Raw genomic sequence first — 20,712 nt, forward strand, 5'->3', positions numbered from 1 at the left:
ATGCCGCTCGTCAGCGGCATGGGATAATGATAAATCAGCCTTAAGCGTTCGCTTTACGCAGTGAGGAGAAGCGTCGCCATGGATAGCAGAGACCACGCCATACTTTGCCGAGCAGATGTTTAATGTCTTCCAAGATCAAGTAAAGACATGGCACTAACACCAGCGTCAGCAAGGTAGCAAAGAGCACTGCAAACCCCAGAGCGACAGCCATTGGAATGACAAATCTCGCCTGCAAGCTGGTTTCGAACATGATCGGTAACACCCCAACAAAGGTGGTGATCGAGGTCAGTGTGATTGCGCGAAAACGTGCGCAACCCGCCTGCACCACCGCATCTTTGATCGACATTCCTTCACGGCGCACTTGGTTGACATAATCCGTCATGACCAGAGAGTCATTGATCACGACCCCCGCAGCCGCAATGAGGCCGAATGTGGACATCATACTGATATCGAGACCTAACCAGTAATGACCCCAAATGGCCCCAGTGAGACTAAACGGAATAACCGACATCACTATCAACGGCTGGGTATAACTCTTCAGTGGTACTGCCAGCAAGATATAAACAATGATCATCCCCGCGACAAAGAAAATGATCTGCTCATTACGCTGCGCTTGCTGCTCCTCAATGCTGCCACCAAGCTCCGTTCGGACGCCAGGGAATTTCTCTTTCAATTCAGGTAATAATGACTCCCGTACGGTTTTCACCACTTCGTTTGGTTCAACGACTTCTTCATCGATGGAGCCATAAACATAAACGGTTTTGTAGCCTTGCTCACGACGAATGCTGCTCACGCCCGGCTGCTCATCAATGGTCACGACATCACCGAGCATCACTTTCTTGCCAGTGGGCGTTGTGATCACCGCGTAACGAAGTGAGGCAAACGCCTCACGCGTCAATTTCGGATAACGCACCATCACCTTCAGCTCTTCTCCATCGCGGATAAAACGTTGTGCTTCGCCGCCATAAAAACTGCCACCAACTTGTTCAGCAATCATGGTGAGATCTAAGCCTAAGTCATAAGCCACAGGAGCCAGAGAGAGCAGTACTTCTTTACTTCCTGAATCAATGCTTGAGGAGATATCAAACAGGCCATTTTGCTCCTGCAAACGCGTGATCAGGTAACGCCCAGCGGCATTGAGTTGCTCAATATCCGTGCCAAAGAGGCGATAGCCAAATTCATCACCATCATCGCCACTGTTGGTGGCATCACGAATAGTGAGGCTTTTTACCCCCGCGAGCGTGGGCAGTTTTTCACGCCACATTCTTGACAGTTCAAAGGTATTAAATGGGCGAAGCTCTTCATCCACCAATGGCACGACTATGCGCCCTTCGGTGCGTCCTCGGTTGTATGAAAGCATGTCGCGTATCATGCCACGTCCATGTTGCGCGATGGTCTCCTCTTCAACCTCGTTGATCACTTGCTCAATCTGTTTCAACGCTTCAATGGTCTGCTCACTGGAAACGTTGTCGTTCATTTTCACCGTCACCGCAGGAAAATCCGTCGGCACTTTCGGGTTCATGATGATGCGAACATGATTGGAAGTGACCAAACCAACACTGATCACCAATAAAACCACAAAAAACGCCATCACACTCCAACGCCAATGAGTGCATTTGCGCACAAAGCGCTGGTAAGGCCCATTCACGAAACCAAAAAAACGTGTATTGAAGCGAGCACGCCAGCCATCTGCTTTGATGGGGCTAAATTTGGTGTGCGCTAAGTGAGCTGGAAGTATCAATTTAGACTCAATCAAGCTGAAAATAAGGCAGAGCATCACAACCGCCGCAATGCCGACAAAAAACGCGCGCTCAGGGCCTGATGACATCAAAAATGGGGCGAACACCGCAATGGTGGTGAGGACGCCAAAAGTCGCGGGTGTTGCCACCTTTTTCACCCCAGTGATGACATTGTCAACGCCACCGCCCTTTTTCTCGATTTCACTGTAGGCGCTTTCGCCTATGACAATCGCATCATCCACCACAATGCCCAGCACCATAATGAAGGCAAACAGTGAAACGATGTTGATCGTCACGCCAATAAAAGGCATCACCATCACCGCACCAAGGAAACAAACGGGCAAGCCAATCATTACCCACAACGCTAAGCGCACACGCAAGAAAATACTCAACATGATGGCAACTAAAACGGCCCCTTGCAGGAGGTTTTTCAGCATCATGTCCAAACGCCCTTGCAAGTAATAAGTCATGTCGACCAGTGTTTTGATTTGCAAATCATCGGGTAGCAGCTCATTTTTATGCGCAATGTAAGCTTTGACCGATTCAGCGACTGGGATCATGTCCTGATCTTTGGTCGCCTTCACCGACAGATAAATCGCATTTTGCCCCGAAAACTGGAAGTAACGCTCAGCTTCGGTAAAGCCATCTTTTATGGTCGCAATGTCTTGCAGTAAGACTTTCGCGCCATTGGCCCCTAACTTAACGGGAATATTGCGAAACTCTTCCCCTTTGTAGTACTGGTTTTCAATCCTCACGGCAATCATGCCAGCGCTCGTGCTCACTTCACCCGCGGAGTAGTTCGCGGAATAGCGGCGAATCGCGTTAGTTACGTCGTTTAAGGTCAGGTCATATTTGCGCAGCACTAGCGGATCCACTTCAATCGCAATTTCCTCTTCTGGCGCACTCAACTCCACCAGCATGACGTTTTGCAATTGCAGCAGCTCATCTTCGATCTTCTTCGCGATCGGTTTGAGCTCTTCCAGTGGCCGATCTCCAACTAACGACAGTTCAATCACATCTTGGCGAAACTCATATTGATAGATGTTGACGGGCTCCATGCCTTTCGGAAAGCTCGCAATGGTGCTGATTCTCTGTTTCACATCATCCAACACCTCTTTGATGTCGGCTTTGACGTTGATCTCCAATGAGATATGCGCATTGCCGCGCGAGGCGGTAGAAACGGCTTGCTTGATACCCGTCACGTCTTTGAGTGACTCTTCCATCTTGAGCAAAATGCTCTCTTCAATCTCTTGCGGAGAAGCACCCGGATAGCTAGCGCTAACATTGATGTAATTCACTTCAATGTTCGGAAACATCTGACGTTGAATGAAAAAGAAACTGACGATCCCCATGATGATGATGAACACCATCAGTAAGTTGGCCGCCACTGAGTTGTGCGCGAAATAGCTGATAAGGCCGCGCTGTTGGTTAGATTCCATCCTGCGCTCCTTTAGCCTTGATTTGCTGCGTCAGCGTTTTTTGCCTGAGAGAGCTTTACCGACATGCCTTTTTGTGGATATTCCGGCACCGTGAGCACCAGTTTATCGCTCTGCTCAATACCCTCTGAAATCAGGACAAATTCACCTTCTGAACGCAATACATTGACGGTTCTTGGATAGAGCTGGTTTTCCTCGTTCACGACCCAAACCGTGCGGTTGCTAACCAGTTCTTGCGGCAAGCGATAGATGTGTTTGAGCTCTTTGCCTGCAAATTGCACCTCCACGTAGGAGCCGAACTTGATCGCAGGCTTTTGCGAATTAATGCCATACGGGTCATCAATACGAACCACAACGTTGATCATGCGTGTGGCGGAATCAATCATCGCTAAGTCACGGTCAATGTTGCCCTCTCGTTCGACTTGGCGAAGCCCCTGCAAACGGATGGTGGCACGAATGTTCGACAGTTTTTCAGGCAAGAAAGTACTGTCAAAACCAGCAATAGGAATATGAATTTCAGCCGCTTCAATATTGTTGAGTAGCGCAACTTCACTGCCCGCGGAAATAAATTGGCCAACCCCTATTTGTCGTGAGACGACTAACGCGTCGTACGGGGCGACCACCTTACAGTTTTCCAGATCGCGCTCTGCTCGTTTGAGCGACGCCAGTGCCGATTTCACCTGCGCTTCCGCACTGAGCAATTGTGGCTTACGCAAATAGAGATCAGACACTTGTTTGTCGTTCAGGTTTTTGGCTTGGCGCTCAGCAACTTTCGCTTTCGCTTTTTCCTCGATCAACGCCGCTTTTGCCGACGCTAACTCTGCTTCGGCTTGTAACACAGCCGCTTGGTAGTTATCCGATTCAATGGAAAACAGCACCTCTCCACGCTTTACAATTCCCCCCGTGACAAAGTTCGGGTGCCAAGACACCACCTCACCAGAGACTTGCGCAGACAAACGGGTCGTTTCAAAAGGCACCAACTCGCCATGACTGGTGATCATCACCTTGTGTTCCGTTGGGAACAGTGGGGCCGTTTCGACAATGGTTTCGGCCACAGCCTCTTTTTTATCGTCTGTTTCCGGCCCCGATGCAGCGATGGCTTGATAAGCAACGTATCCGCCCCCCAACAGGGCGACAGGTAAAATCCAACGAGCGACATTGTGTAACATGAGCATCCTTATTCTGTGTTTTATTTATCTCGCTAAAACGTCACGCCAGCGAGGTATTGTTATGTTTTACGTTTCTCTCTTCGATTCGATCTCAAATCCACTTGCCGAACACACTTCAATAGGCAAGATTCATATCAAAAACTCAAAAGATAGACAGCGTAAATACCTTGAAATTCCCTTTTTGTAACAATTTTTGTGCCAAATGTTATTTCGCTATTTTTCAATCACTTATAAAACAAAGCATTCAAAATAAAAATAATTGGCGCGAATATCGCTCACTTTTGGTCATATTTGCCAAACGCATCTTCACCCTGACGTCACCATGACTTTGGGCATTTTCTCGTTCAATAAGCATCAGAGTCGGTTTGAAAGGCGGCTTTTTATAACCTATTTTCAAAGGTATGAATGGTTTATGCATCGCTGGAGATGACAATGAAATTTGCTTGGCAAATCGGGATACTCGCTCTGCTCCCAACATTGTGTTTGGCACAAATTTACCCTCCTCCCCAGGGTGAAGTTTTACTGACCATCAGTGGCAACATTGACAACCGCAACTCTCCGGATGGCTTTGTGCTTGATAGAGAAACGCTCACTTCTTTTGAGCAAGTGACCATTCAAACTGACAATCATGTTGTCGCTTCCGTTTATCAATACCAAGGCCCACGGCTGTCGGATCTGCTGAGTTATGTCGGTGCAAAAGGCAGCGAGTTGATTGTGATAGCGTGGGATGATTACGTCGCCACTATTCCAATCGAGGATGTGACCAATTACTCCGTAATCCTCGCCACGCACGAAAATGGCAAAATCATGACGATTGACGATAAAGGCCCGCTATTTGTGGTGTATCCCTTTAGTGATAACCCTGAGTTACGCTTTGACCTTTACTACAATCGCTCCGTTTGGCAAGTCCGTGAAATCAAAGTGGAATGAGGAAATTGATGAAGCAGAACAGTAAGTTACCCATCCTTGCTATTCTCCTAGTGACGCTAGGTAGCGCACTGTTTTTCCTTATCGCCGCTGCCTTCTTTTCCTATCAAAACATGACCAGCCAAGCAATGGCGCCGTATGTGTCGATCGTGAACAACAATTTAGGCGCAAAAACCAAGCTGCTGCACATCAAAAGTTCGCTGCAAGATTTCTTAGTCGAGCCGTCTGCTGCCAACTTGCAGAAAACGCAAATCCGTACACGCATTATGCGTGCGAGCATTGAAAATGATCTGAGAAGTCACGCCACCATTGAGCTTCATTCTGATTACGGTGATTTTGCGCAACTGGATGCCATGACCCAAGGGCTACATCAATTGACCTCCCGAGTCGCCGCCTTAAAAGAGGTGACTTCAGCTGAAGCCGTGATGCCAAGTTTAATTAGCGAAATCGACGCGCTCTATGACCGCTGGAATACCTACACCTCGGAAGTTATTTTGCAGGTTGAACACAATCAGAGTGACTTCCTACTGACCCGAGAGCAGTTTTATCATCAACAGCATTGGTACTATTTGGCTATTCTCTTTGTTTCTATTTTGATCATTGCGCTAGTCTTCAAACTCTATATCGATCAAGTGCGGCTCACTCGTTTTACGCAACAGCAATCCCTCGATATGCAAGAAGCGAAGCGCGCCGCCGAGGCGAGTGCAGAAACCAAATCCAAATTTCTCGCCAACATTTCTCACGAAGTACGCACGCCACTGAATGCCATCATCGGTTTAAGCGACACCGACCATTATCTCAATGCCAGCGAACAAATTCGCGAGTACATCGATCTGATCCATCGCTCGGGCAAACATCTGCTTGCTTTGATGAACGATATTTTGGACATCAGCAAAATCGACTCTGGCAAGCTGACATTGGAACAAGTGGAATTCTCACTGAAAGACATTGTTGATGACACTCGCGTGTTGTTTCACGAGCGAACCCAGACACCGGGGGTAGAGAGCTTTATCATCACACCTCAAGATTGCGACATGATTTTCTACGGCGATCCACTGCGCCTGTTCCAAATCATCAGCAATCTCTGTTCAAACGCGATCAAATTCACTCATGAAGGGCAGATTAAAGTAGCGTTCACCGTGCAAAATCGTGGCCCTAACTCGGTGCTGCAAATCTGCGTGTCTGACACTGGCATTGGCATTTCAGAAGCGCAGTTGCAAAAGGTGTTTGACGAGTTTGTCCAAGCCGACGATTCAACCACACGAAAATACGGCGGCACGGGGCTCGGGTTGGCGATTTGCCAAAAACTGACCAATCTCATGCAAGGCACATTACGCATAGAAAGTGAACTCAATCGAGGCACCCACGTGACCTTATCATTAACTCTGCCCCTATTGCATGCACCGCACTTTGAACCCAAACCACCATGTCCGAGTGATATTTTGGTCCATAATGATGGCAGTGAGTATTACAGCACTATCCAACACGATGTAAACCGATTGGCTTTATTGGCGGATCATACCGAGTCTTATTTTGTGTATTACCATCACAATCAACGTCTTATCGCGAATATTCTTCCCACCTTATACGAGGAGGCTGGGGGGCGAAAACTGCTGGTGATCACCGATATCGAACAGCAGCAGAATCTCGAAAGCAGTGCAAAAGTGGAGTACCTCAGCAAGCCGTATGTTTCTTATCGAATGTATGAACTGCTCCTTGGCAAGCCTACCCCATCGTTAGCCACCATCACCATGCCTCACAAAACCTACTTGGATTTGCAGGTCTTGCTGGTAGAAGATGTTCATATTAATCAGTTGGTCGCGACGCACTTTCTGGCTCGCTTAGGCATTGTTCCCGATATGGCCAATAACGGTGAAGAAGCCTTAGCACGGATGAGAAAACAAGCCTACGACTTGGTGTTGATGGACATTCAAATGCCAGTGATGGATGGCTTGCAAGCGATGAAAGTGATTCAAGCAGAGCAACTCGCCAAAGGGGCGATGATCATAGCGGTAACGGCAAACGTGTTTGAAGAAGATGAGAAAAAGTATCGACAGGCGGGTTTTGACGATATTCTCGCAAAACCCTTTAATGTTGACGCATTACAGAGCGTGATCGAAACTCATTGCCTCACAAACACAGTGAAAAGCCGCACAGTTTAACAACAAACTTTTCGTCGTTTCGCCATTTCTCTGTTTTTATAAGCCTTCGACTCTCTGTTATTACAGAGCTTGTAACAACCGCAGCAATGAGTAAAAACATGCCCCCTGTACACCCATGCGTCTCCTTTTTATTCATCGATCAAGACAAGGTATTGCTTGAGCAACGTAGCAAAGAGAAATCTTGCGATCCCGATATGGTTGCCATTCCCGGCGGACATATGGAAACGGGAGAAAACCAAACAGAGACTCTGCTAAGAGAGATCCGCGAAGAACTTGGCGTCGATGCGTTGACGTATCACTATCTCTGTTCGCTCTACCATCCAACCTCTGAGCTTCAGCTGCTGCACTATTATGTGGTAACCCAATGGCAAGGTGAGATCCAAAGCCACGAAGCGGACACTGTCTTTTGGAGCAAAGTGACTGACTTCGCCCCAGCGACCGAGGCAGATAAGACCGCACTTAAAGAGCTACTTCGCTTACAAGCAGAGGGGTTGTTTTAGCTCGCATTGATGCTCCACGTACCGTGTGAGCGTCAAACGATGCAACATCACACTGTTACATAAAAATTAGAAAAACAGACCAAAAGAATCATTTCCAAGTAAATATTAAGAACAGTGACACTTTCAAGCGAGAAAACTATCCTGAGGTTCTTACAATGGTTCTCATACACCATTAGGAGAACATCAGCATGAAATACTCATCTATCGCACTACTACTGCTTAGCTCTGTTGCCGCATCCACCAGCTATGCTGGCGATTTTAGCCTCACTAGCCATGACATTATGGAAGGGCAACGTATGGCGAAAACTTTTGAATTTAAAGGATTCGGTTGTAGCGGCGATAACCTTTCCCCTCAACTGAGCTGGCAGAACGCGCCTAAAGGCACCAAAAGTTTTGCCATCACCGCGTACGACCCAGATGCCCCAACAGGCAGTGGTTGGTGGCATTGGTCTACCATTGATATCCCAGCCAATGTATCGGAATTACCGCGTGGCGTTGACCTTAAGAAAGTAGGCGCAACGGAGATCCGTAACGACTATGGCGCAAAAGGATTCGGCGGCGTTTGTCCGCCAGAGGGTGATGGCATGCACCGCTATCAATTTACCGTTTGGGCATTACCTGAAGCCAAGTTAGACTTAGATAGCAACAGCTCACCCGCTCTAGTGGGTTTTATGCTCAACGCGATGGCGTTAGATAAAGCAACGTTAACCGCAACTTACGTTCGATAATTCATCTGGGAGTGACAATGAAATCATTGATGCAACTTGCCTACTACCGTGGTGTTCACACACAAGCATTGCGCAATGTGGCGATTCTCACTCCCAGCATTATCCAAATTACCACTGGCAGTAAGCGCCTTTATTGGCAAGAAACCACCTTGGATATTGATGCTCACAGCCTGCTACTGTGCCGTGCCAACCATGCGCTCCATTTCGAGAATCTTCCTCAAGCAGGGCAGTTTTCATCTCGCCAATTTTGTTTCACTCTGCCACCCACATCAGAAATGCTGTCGCTGAGTGAACGTAATGGCACGACCACGCCACATCTCACCCTTCATCACCCTGTGGTTCGCTGTGATAAAGCCCTCAACCATACGCTGAATTTGCTCGCCGGATTACCGCTTGACGAATTGAGTACAGAAACGATCACCTTCTGGCTGTACGGCCTCTATCAGCAATTGGCAGAACGAGGGGTGCTGCATTTGATGTTTGCGCCACAAGGCCAAAGCTTTGAGCAAAAGCTGAGTGAATTTATCGCCCAACAGCCGAGTAAAGATCATCAAATTGAAGACGCTTGTCAGCACTTCGCCATCAGCAAAGCGACCTTGATCCGCCGCTTAAAAGAGGAAGGCACTCAATATCGTGAAGTGTTGTCAAAAGTACGGCTTAGCCATGCACTAAGCCTGATGCAGCAAGGCCATCGTAAAACCGCAGAGTTGTCATTGATGTGCGGATACCAATCGCCAGATAAATTCAGTCAACGCTTTCGCCAGCGCTTTGGACTCTCCCCGAGAGAGTATTGCAAAACACTGCCGAATTGAGCACAGCGCCAGTTTGATCGTTTTTCGCCACGGTTCGTATGCAACAGCAAATCGTATACAACAGCAAAAACACACTCGCGAGGAGAAGATGACATTCACTCGGCTACGACTCATTTTAGGCGACCAACTTAATGCACAGCACTCTTGGTTCGATCACGTGAGCGATGACACCTTATATCTGATCATCGAACTCAAACAAGAAACCGTTTATGTTCGCCATCACGTGCAAAAAGTGTGTGCTTTCTTTGCGGCAATGGCGCATTTTTCGCAGACTCTGCAACAACAAGGTCATCTTGTCCGCTACATCGATCTTGATGAGTCGTGCCAACGAGCCACACTGACTGAATGGATTACAGCTCTCTGCCAGCAACACCAAATTACTCATTTTGAATATCAACGTCCTGACGAATATCGTCTTTTACAACAACTCCATAATCTATCCATACTAGGTACAACCATTACCTGTGTCGATAGCGAACACTTCATTCTTCCTTTTGATGAAATCGAAGCGCGATTTGCCCAAGCGAAACCACCTTTGATGGAGCATTTTTACCGCCAGATGAGAAAGCAACACAACGTCTTGTTGGATGAGCAGAAAAAACCGTTGGGTGGAAAATGGAACTACGACGCCGACAATCGAAACAAACTCTCGGACAAGGATCGAGATGCACTCCCAACACCGCTGATGTTTGCCAATCCTGTTGACACCATTCTTCAGCGGCTAGAGCGACACCAGGTGGATTGTATTGGAGAAGCACAAACACCGCTACTCTGGCCAGTCAATCGCTCACAAGCATTGACGTTACTGGCACACTTTTGCCAAATCTGCCTACCCTATTTTGGCCGATTTCAAGATGCCATGACCCACCAACATACGGCCTCTTGGAGCCTCTATCACAGCCGCCTCTCCTTTGCCTTAAACAGCAAATTGATCTCTCCTACAGAAGTGATCAACACCGCGATCTCGTCTTATCGACACAATCAAGACGGCATTTCTCTGGCGCAAATAGAGGGGTTTGTGCGACAGATATTAGGTTGGCGTGAGTATGTTCGCGGGATTTACTGGAGCCAGATGCCACACTACGCCACACTCAATGCACTGCAAGCCAAGCGCACATTGCCCTCCTATTTTTGGACCGGTGAGACTAATATGGCTTGCATGCACGCAGCCATCTCACAATCACTGACCTTTGCCTACGCACATCACATTCAGCGCCTGATGGTGACGGGTAATTTTGCACTGCTTGCGGGTTGTGACCCTGACGAAGTGGAGCAATGGTATCTTGGCATCTATATCGATGCGATTGAGTGGGTAGAAATGCCCAATACAAGGGGGATGGCTTTGCACGCTGATGGCGGCATCGTGGGCACCAAGCCCTATGCTGCCAGCGGCGCTTACATCAATAAAATGAGTGATTACTGCAAACAGTGCCATTACCACGTCAAACAGCGCAGTGGCCAAGATGCTTGCCCCATGAATAGCCTTTATTGGCATTTCATCGACCGACATCAAAACCGCTTCTTGCGTAATCCTCGCATGGCTCTGATGGTGAAAAATTGGCAAAACCAAGCCGACGACGAGAAAGCGCGTATTCTTGCCACCGCAAACGCGTATTTAGAGCGTCTTGATAGCTTATAGCTGGCTAACAATCGCGGTAAAATCCTCATCCTCTGGGTTTGTCAGTAACGATTCCCCCTGATGATTAGCCGCTTTTTCATCTTGGGGATTGCGTAAATTGCAGCTTTCAAGAGACAAACAACCACAGCCAATGCAGCCACCCAAATCGCTCTGCAACGCTTTCAGTTGCAAAATCCGATGCTCCAACATTGCATGCCAGCCGGTGGCCATGGTTTCCCACTGCGCTTTTGTCGGCGCTTGATGCTTAGGGAGCCCTTCTAACGCTTGGGTAATCTCTTCTAGTGACAGCCCGACCTGCTGAGCCGCTTTGATCACCGCAATACGACGTAACACACTGCGATGATAGCGTCTTTGATTGCCTGGATTGCGCCAACTGGTGATCAGCCCTTTCTGTTCATAAAAGTGCAACGTCGACACTTTCACTCCCGATCGTTTCGCCACTTCACCTACGCTGATGTCCATTTTGCTTCCTTGCGAGTTATGAGGCTGTCTCTTTGTCGAATTTGAGCAAAAAAACGCTTTACCTCAAGTTAAGTTGAGCTTTTAGAGTAGCAACAAATACGTCAGTCGACATGGAGAAAATAATGAATATGCCACCTGCAACACGCAATCGGACCTTGCCTTACCTCACCGGCCTCTTTTTTGATGGGATCTCATCGGGACTGTTTATGATGGCGTTGCCATGGATGATGCTACAAACACCCGACATGGGCACGTTTGTCGCACTAACCGCTCTTGTGTGTACAGCGCTCTCTTTTGTGATCACCCCCTTTTTCGCTACGTTGATTGATCGCCACTCTCGCAAAACCATTCTACTCTTCAATCAATGGTTACAGGTGCTGACCGCACTCGTTGTTGCCTTAGCAAGCCTGTGGGGATGGCACTCCCCTTGGCTACTGGCAGGTGCACAACTGATCTTCTGGCTCTCAAGTAATTTGGCATGGAGCACCAATAACGCCTTTACTCAGGAAAATTATCAGCAGCACGAATACGCCAGCATTGCGGGCAAACAAGAAATTGTATTGCAAGCCACCACCCTAGGCGCCGGCGGCTTAGGGGTAGTGTTGCTAGAACATTGGGGATTATTGGAATTTGCGCTGTTTGCCGCCAGTGCATCGTTTATCGCTGCCATTAGCTACATGTTAACGCCTTATCACCGACAACTTCGCACCGCAAAATCCGGTCAATTTTGGCATCAAGTGGTGGAGAGTCGCGTGATTTTCTCGGCGCAACCACGTTTCTTCGCCATCATTTTTCTCTCTTGCCTTTCCTATCCCATCGTCACCTATTTGGGTAAGCTGGTGCCGATCTGGTTCGCGGAAAACCAAGTCGCAGGACATTGGTTCGCCAGCTACAGCATTGCTTTCGGCTTAGGCGCACTGCTCACAGGGTTGTCCATTCATCGATTATTGGCCAAAGGTAATTACCCAAAAACGTTATTGTGGGCGATGGTGGCTCTGACGTTTGCACTCGCGGGCATGGCACTCGCCACCACGCCTTTGGCGCTGATTGTATTGACTTTTCTTTTTGGTTTTTTCAATGCGCTCAACCGAATTACCCGCACGAACTGGATGCATCACACCGTGGCCATTGAACAGCGAGGGCGTGTTGACGGAGGGCTGGCCATGTTTTCAACATTGGTACAGAGCTTAAGTTACCTATTAATCGCGTTTTTGGCTCAGCAAGACCAAACGCAGTTGGGCTTCCTCGTTGCGACATTGGTCATGCTGGTTGCTTCTGTCTGTTTATTTGTGTTGACCAGTCGGCCTTTAACGCGAGAACTGGTGCACGAATAGCAAAAAAGCCAACCTCAAACGAGGTTGGCGGAGCTTACCAGACAAAGCAAACAGGGGGAGAGTCAGGAGCTGGCAAGTTAAAACGCATGACTAAACGGCTGCTAATCCCGTCGCGCAACAAGCCATTAACTCGGAAATCTTCCGCTTTTTCCGCAATCCAAAGGTCAGAGAAGACGAGGTAATTCGACGCATTCTGTCCATTTCTGTCAGTCATTAACGTAAGAAAAGAGAATTCAATAACAACTTCGTTCCATTTCACCGTCAAAAACCGCCAACAGGCATAAAACACGCTATTCTCATAGTAAGTGTTTGGTTTAGAACTTTATACCAAGCTCTGTGCAAAAAACGGGCTCGCCTTTACGGAGCACATCCCCTTATAATTAGTGACAAAAATAACAATAAAATTCCCAAACCACGAGGAACGACGTACAGAAGGCAATAAGTAAACGTTCATGCTCAGCTGCGCATAGCACGCGACTCAACATCAGCGGCTAAACGTGGACAGGGATATCGCTCATTGACGAAAAGGACACACAATATGGGCAAACTTCAATCTTATTTGCTGCCGATCATACTGCCACTGCTGGCCGTTAGCCTTGTAAGCTGCTCCCAGCCACAAATCCCGATAAAAATTGGTGCGGTGCTGCCTTTGACTGGCACCTTTGCTGTGTATGGTGAGCAAGCCGTCAGAGGCGCCGAGCTTGCAGTTGAACAGATTAATGCCAAAGGTGGTGTCTTGGGGCGTCCACTTGAGCTGGTGATCAGAGACAATGCAACGGACCCCGCTAAGACGGTCAAATACAGTCGAGAGCTGATTCTCAATGAGGATGTGTTCGCGCTATTAGGCCCGGTCAGCAGTTCATCGCGTTATGCGATGAGTGAAATCGCCACCGAGCTGCGCACACCTATGTTTTATGGCATCGACTACGAAGGCCGTCACTACAGCCCTTATCTCATCTGTTACAGCACCATTCCTGAGCACTATATTGCACCGATTGTCCCTTATTTAGCGGAAAACGTAGGCAGTTCCTTCTACATTTTCGGTTACGACTACATATGGCCACACCGCATGTCTCAACGCATTGTCGAAGAAGTCGAGAAAGTGGAAGGCGAAATCAGCGGCATCGAGTTTACCGCCTTTGGTGTCAAAGATTACACCCCTGTGCTGGAACGCATTAAACGCTCAGGGACAAATGTGCTGATGCTGATCTTGCCGGGCAGTGATGGTTTCAACTTCCTCAAACAGATGAAAGCGTTTGAATTTGAAAGAGAGATTCAAGTTGTCGCTTTTGCGGCCGATGAAACCTATCTAAGCAATGTGGATTCACAATCATTACAAGGCGTGATGACCGCCCTGCACTTTTTCAGCGGGTTGGATAACGCAGTCGCCCGTGAGTTTGTGCAGAATTATCATCGCTTCCATGGTGCAGATGCCGTAGTCACCTACTCAAGCAAAGCGCATTACGATCTGATTTATTTAATCAAAGCTGCCATCGAAAAAAGTGGCCGCGTTGATGGGGAGCAGTTATTGATCAACTTACCTGGATTGACGCTCTACAGCGGAGAAGACGCCGTTCACTTGCGCAATGATCATCATTTTGATCTACCGATGTACCTCGCTCAGTTCCAACAAGGCGAGCTCAATGTGATTCGCAACTTAGGCATCATTAAACCTGAGGATCAAAGAAGCGCGACCGAATGAATCGACTCAGTTTCAAGATGTTCCTCATCCTGTCTCCTCTCGCCTTATTTGTGGCGATATTTGGCTATGTCTATTATCAGGCGCGCATCAACCTGATGGTGGAACATATCCGCCAAAGTAGCCAACTGGCGATTGCACAGGGCGCAAAAGAGATCAGCCACTACATTGATCGCCGGTTTTCGGAGTTCGATCTGGTCAGTGCGCATCTTGCTCAGTGCCAAGATGAGCATGTAGTGACAGAGAGAATGGAGGATGCGATCAGCTTTGCTTCTGGTTTTTCTATGTTGCTGTTAACTGACACCAAAGGCAGCATCATCGATTCGGTGTTTTCCGCCAACAAAAGCAACCGCTATATTCTTCGCCAAGATATTTCGGGGTTGATCGCTTACGACGCGTTCACTAAAAAACAGCTATCACTCTCTTATCAGCAGTGGCTTATCGATCAACCCATCAATCAAGCCAAAGAGCAGTTGGTGTATGAAAAACTGCAAAAACTCAAATCTCGCGGCGAAGAAAACTCCATCGAGAGTCGCGAGTTACGTAACCAACTCAATAACTTAAGAGCGATAAAAAGTTTACCCAGACCCGTGGTCAGCTTAATGCCCGCTGAGTATATCGCGCAGTTAGGGCTCATTTTCGACAGCGAGACCTATTTTCTTTCACGCCCTTTGGTCGATTGCGCAGGTGAACTGAAAGGCTACTACACGGCGGTGCTCGATCGCACCTTGATTGAAGATCAGATCTTTGAAATTAAAAGCACCTTAGTCAATGACAACATCAACCAAGTGGATGTGTCGATCATGACTAAGTTGAATCGTCGCTTGCTGATGCCGACGAAATATCTTAATGCTGAGGCGCTCAAAGAGTATGGGCCCAACGCCACAGCTTCACCGTGGCTCAGGCCCGATCTGGGTGGCGTTCTCATCAATCAAGACATCTACATTAGCCCCTCATGGGGACACCGATTTACCCGAGCCAGCGGGCTCAATGTTGCACAGCATGAGCTGGGCTTATGCTTGCTTGCGTTCATCGATATTGAAGAGTTGAACAGTGAAAACCAGCATATTCTGCGCGAAGTGCTCGCTTATGTCGGCGCCGCGCTGATTGTCTTTTTACTGCTGACGCTCTACCTTGCACGTTATGTCGGCGTGCCCATTGAACGTCTGCGTCGCCAAGCCAAAGCACTGGAAAAAGGCAAATCCATTCGCGGTGAGTTGCTTGAACGCAAAGATGAAATTGGTGAACTGTTTGCCGCGTTTTACCATATGGCCGAGGCAATCAAAGGCAAAGAACAGCAGCTCACAGTATTGGCACAGCAAGACTCATTAACTGGCGTGTTGAACCGCCGAGCTCTGATTGAAGCGGCCAACATTCAAAGAAGAGTCAACGACAAGATAGGGGTCTGCATGATGGATTTGGATCACTTCAAAACCATCAATGACGAATATGGCCACGCAGCAGGCGACAAGGTTTTGAAAGCGTTTTGTCAGTTAGTTTCTCAAGAAATTCGCCAACAAGATCTGTTTGGCCGCGTCGGGGGCGAAGAGTTTTGTTTAGTGTTGCCAGATGCAAATTTGGCACAAACCCTGCTTATTGCTGAGCGTATCCGCCTAAGTGCGGAGATGGTACTGGGTTCCGTACTCGAGCTCGGGGATGATATGAAAGTCACCGTGAGTATTGGTGCCACGTTATGGCAATGCAGCAACTTTGAACGCGCACTCTTCATCGCGGACAAAGCGCTTTATCGAGCCAAACATGAAGGCAGAAACCAAGTGCAACATGCACTGACTGAGGACGATAACGGTGATTATTACCACTGACAATTTACAGCATAAACAAGTCATTACGCTGCTCGAAGAACATCTGCAAGACATGTATGCCACCTCACCAGCGGAGAGTGTCCACGCCCTAGATTTAAGTGCATTGCAACATCCGGATGTGACCTTTTGGACTGGCTGGCAAAAAGAAACCTTACTCGGTTGCACCGCATTGAAGCGTCTTACGCACCAACATGGTGAACTCAAATCCATGCGCACCACACACGCCGCCAGAGGCAAAGGGGTGGCCTCCACGCTTTTGCAGCATTTGATTGAACACGCTAGACAGCAAGGTTATCAGCAAATCAGTTTAGAGACTGGAACGATGGCTTTTTTTGCCCCCGCACGAGCCCTCTACGAGAAATTTGGCTTTGAGTATTGCGCACCTTTTGGCGACTATCAGGAAGACCCAAACAGCTGCTTCATGACGTTAACACTCTGATCACGCTCCAATGTAATTGAGTCACATCGCTTTTAACGCTTCCCCACCGATAAGAGGTCACTTCACGGCCTCTTTTGCTTTATTTGTGACATCGAATCCGCTTCTCTTTGTTCGATTTACACCAGCATGAATTAAGTCACATAAAATTTATGGATATGGGTGCACACTGAAATCCGTACTCATCGACTAATGAGGTCGCAATGCAAGGAGCCCCGCGCAAAATGACCTGGAAGACGATCAGGCGGTAACCCCGCCTGATCATGAGATTTATCGTCCTTCTCTTCTTCCTCTCTATTGCAAGGAGGCGCTATGCCTATCAACAAAATTCGCAATATCGCGTTTGTGGGTCAGTCTGGTAGCGGTAAAACCACGTTGATCGAAAAATTGCTTTTTGCTTGCGACGCCACCACTCATCTTGGATCCATTGAAAAAGGCGATACCGTGACCGATTTCGATGACCAATCGATTCAATATCAGCACAGTATCGAAGCCACTCCCGTCGCGTTAAGCTGGCAAAAACATCGTCTAAACATCATCGATACTCCGGGATTGTCCGAGTTACTCGGTCGCAGTTTGAGTGTCTTTCCCGCCGTTGAAACGTCGGTGTTGGTGCTGGATCCGCAAATGCCGCTGACCCAAGTGACCGACAAGCTGTTCCAATTTGCTCAGCAGCAGAAAAAATGCCAGATGATCATCATCAATAAGTTGGACAACCACGGTAACCAACTTGAGAAACTGTTGGATGAGATTCAAGACCATTTTGGTAGCAATTGCCTACCGATTAACCTTCCTTCAGCCGATGGCAACGAGGTTGTTGACTGCTTTTTTGAACCTCAATACCAACAAGCGACATTGCTAAGCAGTGTTGAAGCCGCCCATGAAACCTTGATTGACCAAGTGGTGGAAGTGGATGAAGAACTGATGGAGCTCTACCTTGAACAAGGCTCTGAACTTACCCCTGCGCAGTTACACGATCCATTTGAGGAAGCGTTACGTACCGGGCACGTTGTGCCAATCTGTTTTGCCTCCGCGCAGACCGGTGCTGGCATTGAATTGCTGCTGCGGACCTTAGCCGAATTAATGCCAATGCCCAACGAAGGCAACCCTCCGTTACTGCAAAAGAACGGAAAGATGATCAAGGTGAATTGCGACACCCTCGAACACACTGTCGCCCATGTTTACAAGATCAGCGTGGACCCTTACATGGGTAAACTGGCGTATTTACGCGTGTTCCAAGGGGAGATCAACGCAGGTAGCCAACTCTATGTCGGCGAGAGCAATAAAGCGTTTAAAGTCGGCCATCTGTATCAATTGCAAGGTAAGCATCGCACGGAGATTTCACGTGCACTCGCAGGTGATTTTTGCGTCTTGGCTAAAGTGGACGAGTTGGAGTTTGATTCCATCGTGCACGACTCACATGACGAAGATGACGTGAGCTTGAAAACCCTTCATTTCCCCCAACCGATGTACAGCTTAAGCCTCAAACCCACCAAACGTGGCGATGAGCAAAAACTGGGCGAAGTGCTAAATCGTATTGTTAGTGAAGACCCTTCGCTGCGCTTAGAACATCGCGCGCGCACCAATGAGACCATTTTAAGTGGACAAGGCGAGTTCCACCTGAAAATTGCCTTGGAAAAAATGGCAAGCGTATACAAGTTGGAGGTAGACACCGAACAGCCAAGCGTTGAGTACTTTGAAACCATCACCAAACCCGCTGAAGGGCAATATCGCCATAAGAAACAAAGTGGTGGTGCGGGTCAGTTTGGCGAAGTGCACCTCAGTGTGAAACCCCTTGAGCGAGGTGCGGGGTTCAAATTCGTCAACAAAGTAGTAGGCGGAGCCATTCCAACCTCATTGATTCCAGCGGTTGAAAAAGGCATCCATCAAGCACTTGAAGAAGGGGCGATTTCGAATAACCCGATCCGCGACATTGAAGTCACGGTACACGATGGCAAATACCACTCGGTCGATTCTAAAGAGATCGCGTTTGTCATCGCAGGTAAAAAGGCGTTTCTCGATGCCGTCAAGAAGGCAGACCCGATTGTATTGGAACCGATTGTTCAGTTGGAGCTGACCATTCCGACCAATAACGTCGGGGATGTGACTGGCGATCTGTCTGGCAACCGTGGCCTCATTGAGGGCACAGAGCCACAAGCGAACAACCTAACTTTAATCAAAGGCAAATCGCCGCTCAATGAGCTGCAAGACTATGCAAGAAAACTGCGCGCACTGACCGGCGGTGAAGGCAGCTTCAACATGTCGCTCAGCCACTATGAGCCCGCCCCACCAGCAGTGCAAAAAAGAGTCTGTGAAGAAACCACGTCCTAAACGGAAAATTCAGTCACCATAGACGTTTTTAGCCAACAACACCGTAAGGGAGCATCACGCTCCCTTGTTTATCGCTTCTTTTTATTTGTTTCGTTGTAAATTGTCTGTACGTAAATGACTTCTTCGTTTATTGCTTGTGACCAAGCAACTTTCGCGGCCATCTTTTTCTTTTGACTAACGTTCTTTCGGTTCAGCAATTTGATAGAGCTTATGTTCCGAGCAGGCAGTTTCACAGTTGCAAACTTTATCCACCCCGACCGTATTTAAACCACCACAACTGCCTTGAATCGCTTTGCGTTTGAACATCACACCAATCGCCATCAAGCCAATCATCAATAGAAAAACGCCGAATGTCACCAACAAATTCACCATGTTACCCCCTTGGACGAATGCGTAATATGGGTGAACAAACCCTTTGATTTGGTTCGCGCGTGGCCACCTTGTTCACCTTGCTCTGCGGGCGACAAGCCGATCCACACTGAGAATGAGACCGACATTCACGGCCTTGTGTTGCAGAAGTCATGGGCGTTTTTACTGCGTTGCTCACCTCGTGCAGTGAACAACGACCTGCCAGTTGATAGACGCTCACCCCTTTTGACAGTAGTTTGCCTAACGATTTCTGACCAATGTTTTTCACCATCAGTTGTGTCACGCCTGCGGCTAAAAGTTGCTGAACACAACGCGCTTTCTTGGCGCACTCAGCTTGATTGAACGCAGGGTTGGCAAGATACGCCACCACCTCTCCAACGGAATTGATCAACGCGAATCGCTCCGCTTTCATAAAGTGTCCAGAGATTTTGTCCTGATGTAATGGAATCGCAATCATGCTTCCTTCTCCTTATCTTGACTTTGATTGGGTAAGGTCAGCACTTTGCCTTCCACCAAACACAACGCCACTTTGTTTCGCGCTCGCTTGATGATGTTGCCAAACGTCTGCCTCGACACCCCCATACTCTGAGCCGCTTCAAGTTGATGCAGTTGCAATACGTCCGCCAGTCGCAGGGCTTCAAGTTCATCGGCTTCTAGAGCAATGCGCGGCAAATTGTGTGCAGGTATCCCATTGGGCTTAAAGCAGCTGGCTTTTGGCAAACAACCAATGGTGCGGGGCTTTTTCGGTCTTGGCATCGGTGCCTCCTCAATATGACTACGGCACTGTAGATTTATAATTAGCATATGCCAATAACATTAACCTTAGATTGCAAAAACAACAAAAGCCGCGCTGGCGGCTTTTGGAATGGATTAAAGGAAGCAAAAAACTCGGTGCTATTTATCGATGCTCAGTCCGAGCTGGGTAATTCTTGCTTCAAAGTCAGCAAGGCTTTCCGCTTTGTAGGTGGGTGAGCCATTGAAGTATCTTGGTTTTTCAGGCCGCATGGCATTTTTCAGTTCCTGCTCCTGCTCTAGATTGTCATGATACACGGTGACTCGATTTGGAATGTCTTGCTTTAGTCTTGCCATTACGATCTCCTTTCTGACGTTGGAATCTAAAGCGTAGTCAAGGCCAACACGATGTCA

Annotated in this window: 18 protein-coding genes and 1 pseudogene; 12 read left to right on the plus strand and 7 right to left on the minus strand. The window is 48.1% G+C overall.

The annotated features are described in order from the left end of the window. Positions 1 to 40 precede the first annotated feature (40 nt). Entirely contained in the window at positions 41 to 3,178 is a 3,138-nt protein-coding gene (locus tag PQQ36_RS04480) for an efflux RND transporter permease subunit (protein WP_225470402.1), read from the minus strand. An 11-nt stretch (positions 3,179 to 3,189) separates the two neighbouring features. Beyond that, entirely contained in the window at positions 3,190 to 4,350 is a 1,161-nt protein-coding gene (locus PQQ36_RS04485; RefSeq protein WP_011152639.1) for an efflux RND transporter periplasmic adaptor subunit, read from the minus strand. 399 nt (positions 4,351 to 4,749) lie between these two features. Between PQQ36_RS04485 and PQQ36_RS04490 the strand changes: the two genes are divergently transcribed. From PQQ36_RS04490 to PQQ36_RS04515, 6 genes are all read left to right on the plus strand, one after another. Continuing rightward, complete coding sequence (locus tag PQQ36_RS04490; protein WP_011152641.1) at positions 4,750 to 5,274, plus strand: molybdopterin-dependent oxidoreductase; 525 nt, start codon at positions 4,750 to 4,752, stop codon at positions 5,272 to 5,274. An 8-nt stretch (positions 5,275 to 5,282) separates the two neighbouring features. Next, positions 5,283 to 7,433 carry an ATP-binding protein gene (locus PQQ36_RS04495; protein WP_045622971.1) on the plus strand — a complete coding sequence of 717 codons (2,151 nt, stop codon included), beginning with the start codon at positions 5,283 to 5,285 and terminating at the stop codon, positions 7,431 to 7,433. Between the two features lie 98 nt (positions 7,434 to 7,531). Continuing rightward, positions 7,532 to 7,933, plus strand: coding sequence for an NUDIX hydrolase (locus PQQ36_RS04500; protein ID WP_206627698.1), 402 nt, complete (start codon positions 7,532 to 7,534; stop codon positions 7,931 to 7,933). 188 nt (positions 7,934 to 8,121) lie between these two features. Further along, positions 8,122 to 8,661 (plus strand): YbhB/YbcL family Raf kinase inhibitor-like protein, encoded by a 540-nt coding sequence (locus tag PQQ36_RS04505; RefSeq protein WP_015728317.1) that lies wholly within the window; start codon positions 8,122 to 8,124, stop codon positions 8,659 to 8,661. A gap of 17 nt (positions 8,662 to 8,678) precedes the next feature. Continuing rightward, positions 8,679 to 9,473: a helix-turn-helix transcriptional regulator gene (locus tag PQQ36_RS04510; RefSeq protein WP_411105109.1), complete on the plus strand. Its 795-nt coding sequence runs from the start codon at positions 8,679 to 8,681 to the stop codon at positions 9,471 to 9,473. An 88-nt stretch (positions 9,474 to 9,561) separates the two neighbouring features. Continuing rightward, positions 9,562 to 11,112: a cryptochrome/photolyase family protein gene (locus PQQ36_RS04515; RefSeq protein ID WP_015728319.1), complete on the plus strand. Its 1,551-nt coding sequence runs from the start codon at positions 9,562 to 9,564 to the stop codon at positions 11,110 to 11,112. Here PQQ36_RS04515 and soxR read toward each other — a convergent pair. After that, positions 11,107 to 11,574 carry a redox-sensitive transcriptional activator SoxR gene (gene soxR, locus PQQ36_RS04520; protein ID WP_011081844.1) on the minus strand — a complete coding sequence of 156 codons (468 nt, stop codon included), beginning with the start codon at positions 11,572 to 11,574 and terminating at the stop codon, positions 11,107 to 11,109. The genes PQQ36_RS04515 and soxR overlap by 6 nt on opposite strands. Before the next feature lie 110 nt (positions 11,575 to 11,684). Here soxR and PQQ36_RS04525 point away from each other — a divergent pair, with 110 nt between their 5' ends. From PQQ36_RS04525 to fusA, 6 genes and pseudogenes are all read left to right on the plus strand, one after another. After that, complete coding sequence (locus PQQ36_RS04525; RefSeq protein ID WP_273660408.1) at positions 11,685 to 12,908, plus strand: MFS transporter; 1,224 nt, start codon at positions 11,685 to 11,687, stop codon at positions 12,906 to 12,908. 97 nt (positions 12,909 to 13,005) lie between these two features. Beyond that, positions 13,006 to 13,125 (plus strand): annotated as a pseudogene (locus PQQ36_RS04530) (ABC transporter substrate-binding protein); the annotation flags it as partial. Between the two features lie 321 nt (positions 13,126 to 13,446). After that, positions 13,447 to 14,610 carry a substrate-binding protein gene (locus tag PQQ36_RS04535; RefSeq protein WP_225471427.1) on the plus strand — a complete coding sequence of 388 codons (1,164 nt, stop codon included), beginning with the start codon at positions 13,447 to 13,449 and terminating at the stop codon, positions 14,608 to 14,610. Further along, the gene (locus PQQ36_RS04540) at positions 14,607 to 16,430 is read left to right on the plus strand and encodes a GGDEF domain-containing protein (protein ID WP_118894401.1); all 1,824 of its coding nucleotides are present in this window, start codon (positions 14,607 to 14,609) and stop codon (positions 16,428 to 16,430) included. Before PQQ36_RS04535 ends, PQQ36_RS04540 begins: the two co-directional genes overlap by 4 nt. Beyond that, the gene (locus tag PQQ36_RS04545; protein ID WP_015728326.1) at positions 16,414 to 16,869 is read left to right on the plus strand and encodes a GNAT family N-acetyltransferase; all 456 of its coding nucleotides are present in this window, start codon (positions 16,414 to 16,416) and stop codon (positions 16,867 to 16,869) included. Before PQQ36_RS04540 ends, PQQ36_RS04545 begins: the two co-directional genes overlap by 17 nt. Before the next feature lie 309 nt (positions 16,870 to 17,178). Continuing rightward, the gene (gene fusA / locus PQQ36_RS04550) at positions 17,179 to 19,197 is read left to right on the plus strand and encodes an elongation factor G (RefSeq protein WP_273660410.1); all 2,019 of its coding nucleotides are present in this window, start codon (positions 17,179 to 17,181) and stop codon (positions 19,195 to 19,197) included. 174 nt (positions 19,198 to 19,371) lie between these two features. On the opposite strand, the gene nqrM is transcribed toward fusA, so the two are convergent. The 4 genes from nqrM to PQQ36_RS04570 form a co-directional block, all read right to left on the minus strand. Beyond that, positions 19,372 to 19,569, minus strand: a complete 198-nt coding sequence (nqrM, locus tag PQQ36_RS04555; RefSeq protein ID WP_040111074.1) for a (Na+)-NQR maturation NqrM — start codon at positions 19,567 to 19,569, stop codon at positions 19,372 to 19,374. Between the two features lies 1 nt (position 19,570). Then, positions 19,571 to 20,023 carry a NifB/NifX family molybdenum-iron cluster-binding protein gene (locus PQQ36_RS04560; protein WP_040111075.1) on the minus strand — a complete coding sequence of 151 codons (453 nt, stop codon included), beginning with the start codon at positions 20,021 to 20,023 and terminating at the stop codon, positions 19,571 to 19,573. Beyond that, positions 20,020 to 20,322 (minus strand): DUF134 domain-containing protein, encoded by a 303-nt coding sequence (locus tag PQQ36_RS04565; RefSeq protein ID WP_011081852.1) that lies wholly within the window; start codon positions 20,320 to 20,322, stop codon positions 20,020 to 20,022. The genes PQQ36_RS04560 and PQQ36_RS04565 overlap by 4 nt, the downstream gene beginning before the upstream one ends. A gap of 138 nt (positions 20,323 to 20,460) precedes the next feature. Continuing rightward, positions 20,461 to 20,655 (minus strand): hypothetical protein, encoded by a 195-nt coding sequence (locus PQQ36_RS04570; RefSeq protein WP_011081853.1) that lies wholly within the window; start codon positions 20,653 to 20,655, stop codon positions 20,461 to 20,463. Positions 20,656 to 20,712 lie beyond the last annotated feature (57 nt).

It is taken from the genome of Vibrio sp. CCUG 15886, from assembly GCF_028570825.1.
GTDB classification, from domain to species: domain Bacteria; phylum Pseudomonadota; class Gammaproteobacteria; order Enterobacterales; family Vibrionaceae; genus Vibrio; species Vibrio vulnificus_B.

What these genes read in the sequence shown, in the direction of transcription:
- PQQ36_RS04480 (WP_225470402.1), bottom strand. Translation starts at nt 3,178, where the DNA reads ATGGAATCTAACCAACAGCGCGGCCTTATCAGCTATTTCGCGCACAAC.
- PQQ36_RS04485 (WP_011152639.1), bottom strand. Translation starts at nt 4,350, where the DNA reads ATGCTCATGTTACACAATGTCGCTCGTTGGATTTTACCTGTCGCCCTG.
- PQQ36_RS04490 (WP_011152641.1), top strand. Translation starts at nt 4,750, where the DNA reads ATGGTTTATGCATCGCTGGAGATGACAATGAAATTTGCTTGGCAAATC.
- PQQ36_RS04495 (WP_045622971.1), top strand. Translation starts at nt 5,283, where the DNA reads ATGAAGCAGAACAGTAAGTTACCCATCCTTGCTATTCTCCTAGTGACG.
- PQQ36_RS04500 (WP_206627698.1), top strand. Translation starts at nt 7,532, where the DNA reads ATGCCCCCTGTACACCCATGCGTCTCCTTTTTATTCATCGATCAAGAC.
- PQQ36_RS04505 (WP_015728317.1), top strand. Translation starts at nt 8,122, where the DNA reads ATGAAATACTCATCTATCGCACTACTACTGCTTAGCTCTGTTGCCGCA.
- PQQ36_RS04510 (WP_411105109.1), top strand. Translation starts at nt 8,679, where the DNA reads ATGAAATCATTGATGCAACTTGCCTACTACCGTGGTGTTCACACACAA.
- PQQ36_RS04515 (WP_015728319.1), top strand. Translation starts at nt 9,562, where the DNA reads ATGACATTCACTCGGCTACGACTCATTTTAGGCGACCAACTTAATGCA.
- soxR (WP_011081844.1), bottom strand. Translation starts at nt 11,574, where the DNA reads ATGGACATCAGCGTAGGTGAAGTGGCGAAACGATCGGGAGTGAAAGTG.
- PQQ36_RS04525 (WP_273660408.1), top strand. Translation starts at nt 11,685, where the DNA reads ATGGAGAAAATAATGAATATGCCACCTGCAACACGCAATCGGACCTTG.
- PQQ36_RS04535 (WP_225471427.1), top strand. Translation starts at nt 13,447, where the DNA reads ATGGGCAAACTTCAATCTTATTTGCTGCCGATCATACTGCCACTGCTG.
- PQQ36_RS04540 (WP_118894401.1), top strand. Translation starts at nt 14,607, where the DNA reads ATGAATCGACTCAGTTTCAAGATGTTCCTCATCCTGTCTCCTCTCGCC.
- fusA (WP_273660410.1), top strand. Translation starts at nt 17,179, where the DNA reads ATGCCTATCAACAAAATTCGCAATATCGCGTTTGTGGGTCAGTCTGGT.
- nqrM (WP_040111074.1), bottom strand. Translation starts at nt 19,569, where the DNA reads ATGGTGAATTTGTTGGTGACATTCGGCGTTTTTCTATTGATGATTGGC.
- PQQ36_RS04560 (WP_040111075.1), bottom strand. Translation starts at nt 20,023, where the DNA reads ATGATTGCGATTCCATTACATCAGGACAAAATCTCTGGACACTTTATG.
- PQQ36_RS04565 (WP_011081852.1), bottom strand. Translation starts at nt 20,322, where the DNA reads ATGCCAAGACCGAAAAAGCCCCGCACCATTGGTTGTTTGCCAAAAGCC.
- PQQ36_RS04570 (WP_011081853.1), bottom strand. Translation starts at nt 20,655, where the DNA reads ATGGCAAGACTAAAGCAAGACATTCCAAATCGAGTCACCGTGTATCAT.